Here is a 4251-nt window from a genome sequence, read left to right as displayed (position 1 = left end):
GTGTCCCACGCTTCACGCACCCACAGGAGTTTTCCGCCCAGCCTTGTGGCCAGCGTAAAAACAAACACAAACGCCCCCGCACCGCTAACTTCATGGGTTCGAGCATTGGTTGGAGGAAAAAAACGTATATCAGAGCCGTGCATACCTGAGATTAGCAGCAGATGGCAGTATTGAAAAACACTAGCATATCATCAAAGCAGACTTTGGTGCAGTCGCCGCGAAATGGCGCTTTGAATAACCCCATGGTTAGTGGGCGCCTTCTTCCCTAACTTTGAGGCAAGGAGACCATGATGAGCAGCGACGATTTCAAGCGGGATGCTGTCGTGCAGATTACCCGGCGGGGTTACCTGGTCAAAGAGGTTTCAGAGCGTCTTTGGGTCAGTCAGCACTCCCTCTATGCATGGAAACGGCAGTTTGCGAAAGCATCGTCCGGGGAGGTTGAGAAGGACGCCGAGATCCGTCGCCTGAAGAAGGAGTTGGCGCGCTTCAGAGGAGCGCAACATCCTAAAAAACCGTTCTGGGCCGCAGCCCGCCTGTGCGCGGTAGCAACAGCCTGTGATACGCTTCACTCGAAGGGCAGTTGCCGATGGCTTATTGGTGGGCTGGACCCCGTTAAAAAACGTGACACATGGGCTGATGCGCATTTGGGAGTGGTGTCGCCGCTGTCGTGGCGATCCCGGTTAGGAAGATGATGAACTTGTATGGTCCACGCCCTTCGCCTTGAACGGAGGAAATGCCATGACAAAGCCCAAGACCGGCGGCCACCCGGACCTGACGATGGTCAATCCTTGTGCGGCGGCGATTGATATCGGCTCGACCATGCACATGGCTGCTGTAAACCCCGACGCTGACGCTATGCCGGTGCGCGCCTTCGGGACGTTTACCCGGGATCTGCACAACCTTGCCGCCTGGTTTCGGTCGTCCGGTGTTACCAGCGTGGCCATGGAGTCGACCGGCGTTTACCGGATACCGGCTTTCGAGATCCTTGAGGCTCATGGCTTCGAGATCACTCGCCACGGTCCCGCGCGCGGGGCCATGATACGATGCGCAGGCATCTGTCTGAAGTGGTCCCGGTTTTCTGGACAGGTCAGCGGCTGATCTAAGGTGTATCCCGGTTAGTTTTCATGCCGCCAATTTCTGATCTCGACCGCGCCAATATGCCTCCTTCGGCGTTCTGCGCTCAAGGGAAGAATGGGGCCGTTCGGTGTTGTAAAATGCCATCCAGTTGCTGATGACCCGCCGGGCCTGAAAGCCGTCCTGGATTTCCTCGAGATAGGCCGCTTCCTGTTTCAGGGACCGCCACAGGCGTTCGATGAAGATGTTGTCCATGTACCGTCCGCGGCCATCCATCGAGATACGCACCCCGGCCTCGGTCAGTGAAGTGATCCAAGCCAATCCGGTGAACTGGGAGCCTTGATCGGTATTCATGATCTCGGGCGGACCGAATTTGGCGATGGCCTCCTTCAAAGCGTCAACGCAGAAGTCCGCGTGCATCGTGTTCGACAGCCGCCAGCTTAGCACCTTGCGCGTGGCCCAATCCATGATTGCGACCAGATAGAGGACGCCGCGCTTCACCGGGATGAAGGTGATGTCGGCGCACCAGACCTGGTTGGGCCGGTCGATCTTTTTCTTTCTCAGCAAATACGGAAAGACCGGGTGTTGCGGATGCGGCTGGCTGGTTCGCGGCCGCTTGTAAATCGCCTCAAGACCCATCCTGGCCATCAGGCGGCGCACGCGATGGCGCCCAACAGTTTTGCCTTCCCGGCGCAGATATGCCGCGATCTGGCGCGACCCGAAGAACGGATACTTCGTGAACACGCGGTCGATCCCATTCATCATCGCAAGCGTGTCAGGGTTGATCCCGGTCGGCGTGTAATAGAACCCGGAGCGGCTGAGCTGAACCAGCTTGCACTGCTGGCTGATGCTGAGCTTCGGGTGATCGCGACGGATCATGGCGCGCTTCTTGCCGGGGCTCACCTTTTGAGCCCTTCTGACAAGAAATCATTCTCGACTGCCAACCTCCCGATCTTGGCATGCAGTTCTTGACCTCCGCTTCCGTTGGGCCGCTTTGCTTACCACCGGAGAACACATCCGCCATCCCATCAATGGCCTGCCGCTTCCAGGTGCTGACCTGGTTCGGGTGCAGCTGATGCTTCGCTGCGATCTCCTGAACGGTCTTGTCACCGCGCAGCGCCTCAAGCGCAACCTTGGCTTTAAACTGATCTGTAAAGTTCCGCCGCTGCGCCAGTTGCATTCCTATGGGCTGCTCCGCGGTAGTTTCCGGCCCGACGCCGAGATCGCCACCTTGCTTGCCGACATGCACCAACGGGAACGGCTCACCGAGTATGCGGCCGCCCATATCCAGCACATGCAGAAGGCGCTGATGGAGATGAACCTTCAGTTGCATCATGTCGTCTCCGGCATCACAGGCGCGACGGGTATGCGGATCATCCGCGCCATTGTCGTCGGCGAACGTGATCCGGAGGTGCTCGCCGCATTCCGGGATATTCGCTGCAAATCCTCTATCGACACGATCAAGGCTGCGCTGGTCGGCAATGACCGGGGTGAACACGTTTTTGCCCTGACGCAATCATTGGAATTGTACGATTTCTACAAGGCCAGGATCGAAGACTGCGACGGCAAGTTGGAGGCCGCCGTGGCGGCGCTGACCATCAAAGCCAGGGGGAAGCTGGCGCCGCTGCCCAAGGCGCGGATCAAGGGCAAGCAGCACAATGCACCTGCCTTCGATGTGCGGGCTGCTCTCTACGGGGTGCTGGGCATGGATCTGACACAGATCCACGGTCTCGGGCCATCACTGGTTCTGAAGCTGATCGCCGAATGCGGCACGGACCTGAGGGCATGGAAGAGCGCCAAGCACTTCACCTCATGGCTTTGTTTGGCTCCAGGAAACAAGATCTCCGGCGGCAAGCTGTTATCCTCGCGAACACGCCGGTCCTCCAGCCGTGCAGCGGCACTCTTGCGCCTGGCGGCCACGACGATCGGTCGAAGCGACACGGCCTTGGGCGCGTTCTATCGGAGGCTGTCATCACGGATCGGCAAGCAGAAGGCGGTCACGGCGACAGCCCGCAAGATCGCTGTTTTGTTCTACAATGCCATTCGGGACGGGATGACATACCAGGATCAGGGTGCGGCCGCCTACGACGAACGTCATCGGCAACGTGTTTTGACCAACCTGCGGCGACGCGCCAGAACGTTGGGATATTCATTAGCCCCTGGCCCCCGGAAGCGGCTGTTTCTTAGGAAGTCACCGCGTATTTCGCCAGGGATGCAAAGTGAGATACGCGTTCGTGGCCGAGCATCGAGGACAGTTCTCTGTGCGGGCGATGTGCCGATGCCTGCGCATCCAGCCAAGCGGCTTCTACATTTGGCTGAAGACCCCGCTGAGCAAGCGGGCGCAGGAGGACAAGCGCCAGACCGAGCTGATCCGGAAAGCATGGGACGAGAGCGGTAAGGTCTACGGGTATCGCAAGCTACACGATGACCTGCTCGATCAGGGCGAGAGCATCTGCCCGAACCGTGTGGCGCGACTAACCAAGCTGGCGGGCATCAAAGCGCAGATCGGCTACAAGCGTCGCCCGGGCAGCTATGGCGGCAAGCCGTCCGTCGTGGTCGACAACACTCTCGACCGACAGTTTGACGTCGGCGCCCCGGACAGGGTTTGGGTGACCGACATCACCTACATCCGAACCCAGGAGGGCTTCGCCTATCTCGCCGTGGTCATCGACCTCTATTCCCGGCGCGTGGTGGGTTGGTGCATGCAAAGCCGTCAGACAACCGACGTCGTGCTGCAGGCGCTGCTAATGGCCGTTTGGCGACGAAAGCCGAAGGCCCAGGTGCTGATCCATTCGGATCAGGGCAGCCAGTTCACCAGCATGGACTGGGCTTCCTTCCTGCGGGCCCACAATCTTGAGCATTCGATGAGCCGACGTGGAAACTGCCATGACAATGCTGTCGCCGAGAGCTTCTTCAACCTGCTCAAGCGTGAACGGATCCGGCGGCGAACCTACAGAACACGCGGCCAAGCCAGGCAGGACGTGTTCGATTACATCGAAATGTTCTACAACCCGAAGCGCAAGCATGCGAGGAACGGGATGCTGTCGCCCGTCGACTTCGAACGACAGCAGAAACTGAGACACGAAGGCGTCTAAGAAACGCGGGGCTATTCACTGTGCCCTTCATTATCGCACGAAAGCGGCGCAATCTCCACGATTCAACGCTGCTCAAGCTCCG

Annotated in this window: 1 protein-coding gene and 4 pseudogenes; 4 read left to right on the top strand and 1 reads right to left on the bottom strand. The window is 59.0% G+C overall.

Translation table 11 applies throughout. The features are described 5' to 3' along the window. Positions 1-287 precede the first annotated feature (287 nt). A pseudogene (locus A2I95_RS26720) lies at positions 288-510 on the top strand (transposase); the annotation flags it as partial. Positions 511-738: 228 nt separating this feature from the next. Further along, positions 739-1098 carry a hypothetical protein gene (locus A2I95_RS26715; RefSeq protein ID WP_084294284.1) on the top strand — a complete coding sequence of 120 codons (360 nt, stop codon included), beginning with the start codon at positions 739-741 and terminating at the stop codon, positions 1096-1098. Between the two features lie 24 nt (positions 1099-1122). Here the strand turns inward: A2I95_RS26715 and A2I95_RS26710 are convergent. Then, positions 1123-2254 (bottom strand): annotated as a pseudogene (locus tag A2I95_RS26710) (IS3 family transposase). Between A2I95_RS26710 and A2I95_RS42640 the strand changes: the two are divergent. Then, positions 2150-3022: pseudogene (locus A2I95_RS42640) on the top strand (transposase); the annotation flags it as partial. The pseudogenes A2I95_RS26710 and A2I95_RS42640 overlap by 105 nt on opposite strands. Before the next feature lie 222 nt (positions 3023-3244). Continuing rightward, positions 3245-4169 (top strand): annotated as a pseudogene (locus tag A2I95_RS26700) (IS3 family transposase); the annotation flags it as partial. Between the last annotated feature and the right edge of the window lie 82 nt (positions 4170-4251).

The sequence above is a fragment of the Leisingera sp. F5 genome, from assembly GCF_001593695.1.
Note: the sequence above shows the minus strand (reverse complement) of the source record. Positions and strands in the feature narration are given on the sequence as shown.